This is a genomic window from Lentiprolixibacter sp. (assembly GCF_982873095.1).
In genome coordinates, this window is record NZ_CEYNTP010000344.1 from 1 (window position 1) to 2,200 (window position 2,200).

The following is a 2,200-nucleotide window of genomic DNA, read 5'->3' on the forward strand; positions in this document are numbered from 1 at the left end:
AAATCAAAGCCTATTTTGGTGATGACCTTTCTGGCAAGCGCATTGGTGTTTGGGGACTTGCGTTCAAACCCGAGACAGACGATATCCGTGAGGCTTCTTCCCTTGTAGTAATTGAGGAATTATTGAAACTGGGTGCCGAGGTAACTGCTTTTGATCCGGAGGCCATGGACAATGTACAACGCAAACTGGGAGATGCTATTTCTTTTGCACCAAGGATGTATGGAGCCATTGAAGACGCAGATGCCCTGGTCATTTGTACGGAATGGGGAGTATTCCGAAATCCTAATTTCAAATTGATGAAGGAATTGTTGAAACAGCCTGCTATCTTTGACGGGAGAAACCTGTATGAAGTAGCCGATATGAGGAATCAGGGGTTTCATTATGAATCAATAGGAAGGGTGTAGTGCCCGTGTAAATATCAAAAGTTGAAAAGAGTATTAATTACGGGGGCTGCAGGATTTTTGGGTTCTCATTTGTGCGACCGGTTTATTGAGGAAGGGTTTCATGTTATCGGCATGGACAACCTCATTACTGGAGATTTAAAAAACATTGAGCACCTCTTTAAACTGGAACACTTTGAGTTCTACCACCACGATGTTACCAAGTTCGTCCATGTTCCCGGCGATTTAGAATACATCCTTCACTTTGCCTCTCCGGCCAGCCCCATAGATTATCTGAAAATTCCCATCCAAACTTTGAAAGTCGGGGCACTTGGCACGCATAACCTACTAGGACTGGCTAAGGAAAAAAAGGCACGTATACTTATCGCCAGTACTTCCGAGGTTTATGGAGATCCGTTGGTTCACCCGCAGTCGGAAGATTATTATGGAAATGTGAATACCATTAGTCCCCGTGGCGTCTATGATGAAGCCAAACGCTTTCAGGAATCCATCACCATGGCGTATCACCGTTTCCATGGTCTGGATACCCGCATCGCCAGGATCTTCAACACCTATGGTCCCAGAATGCGACTGAATGACGGACGTGTTATCCCCGCCTTCATGGGACAGGCCCTGAGGGGGGAGGACCTCACCGTTTTTGGTGATGGTTCCCAAACCCGTTCTTTTTGTTATGTTGATGACCAGATCGAAGGGATATACCGCCTACTAATGGCGGACTACCACCTGCCTGTTAATATCGGAAACCCGGGGGAGATTTCTATCCTTGATTTTGCGGAGGAAATCATAAAGCTTACCGGCACTAAACAAAAGATTGTTTACAAACCTTTACCTCAAGACGACCCTCTGCAACGGCGGCCAGACATATCCTTAGCAAGAGATTTGCTGGGATGGGAGCCGAAGGTAAAGAGAGCTGAGGGAATGAAGATGACCTGGGACTACTTCCAGACCCTGTCCAAAGAAGAATTGGAAAAGGCAGAACACCGGGATTTCTCCAAAAGAAACCGCAAGTAGAAATTCCATCAGCCACCTACAGAAAAGCCATTTTCAAACGTCTTAAATAGGGGCACAAGCCCTATTTTTGTATAAACCATCTTTACATGAATGTTTTAATACTAGGGTCCGGGGGCAGGGAGCACACCTTTGCCTGGAAAATAGCACAGAGCAACTTACCTGATCAACTCTTTATTGCACCGGGGAATGCCGGAACATCATCACTGGGAACAAACCTGCCTGTTGCAGTAAATGATTTCGAGGGCATTAAATCTGCGGTTCTTGAACACCGTATCGGCCTGGTGGTGGTAGGACCGGAAGACCCCCTTGTAAAGGGTATCCACGATTATTTCCTTAACGATGGGAAACTCCGTGATATTCCCGTAATAGGCCCCCAGAAAGAAGCAGCGCAGCTGGAAGGAAGCAAGGAATTTGCCAAGGCCTTTATGTCCCGACATAAGATTCCCACTGCTGCATACAAGAGCTTTACAGCCGACACCCTGGAACAGGGCTACGCCTTTCTGGAAACCTTATCACCTCCATATGTCTTGAAGGCTGATGGACTTGCGGCAGGAAAAGGCGTGCTCATTCTGGATGACCTGGAAATAGCAAAAAAGGAACTGCGCGCTATGCTCCAGGAGGCCAAATTTGGAGCTGCGAGTGCCACCGTGGTGATCGAAGAGTTTCTCTCCGGGATTGAACTGAGCTGTTTTGTACTCACCGACGGAAAAAATTATAAAATCTTACCCACCGCCAAAGACTATAAAAGGATTGGCGAAGCGGACAGCGGACTGAATACAGGTGGAATG

The 2,200-nt window shown here is 47.0% G+C and carries 3 protein-coding genes; all 3 read left to right on the forward strand.

Going from position 1 to position 2,200, the window contains the following annotated elements; translation table 11 throughout:
* The coding region (locus AC4E7D_RS14185; RefSeq protein WP_490174431.1) for a UDP binding domain-containing protein at positions 1-404 on the forward strand (404 nt) is incomplete at its 5' end.
* Positions 405-425: 21 nt separating this feature from the next.
* Positions 426-1,412 (forward strand): UDP-glucuronic acid decarboxylase family protein, encoded by a 987-nt coding sequence (locus tag AC4E7D_RS14190; protein WP_490174432.1) that lies wholly within the window; start codon positions 426-428, stop codon positions 1,410-1,412.
* A gap of 86 nt (positions 1,413-1,498) precedes the next feature.
* Positions 1,499-2,200: phosphoribosylamine--glycine ligase (locus AC4E7D_RS14195; RefSeq protein ID WP_490174433.1), on the forward strand; the 702-nt coding region annotated here is incomplete at its 3' end.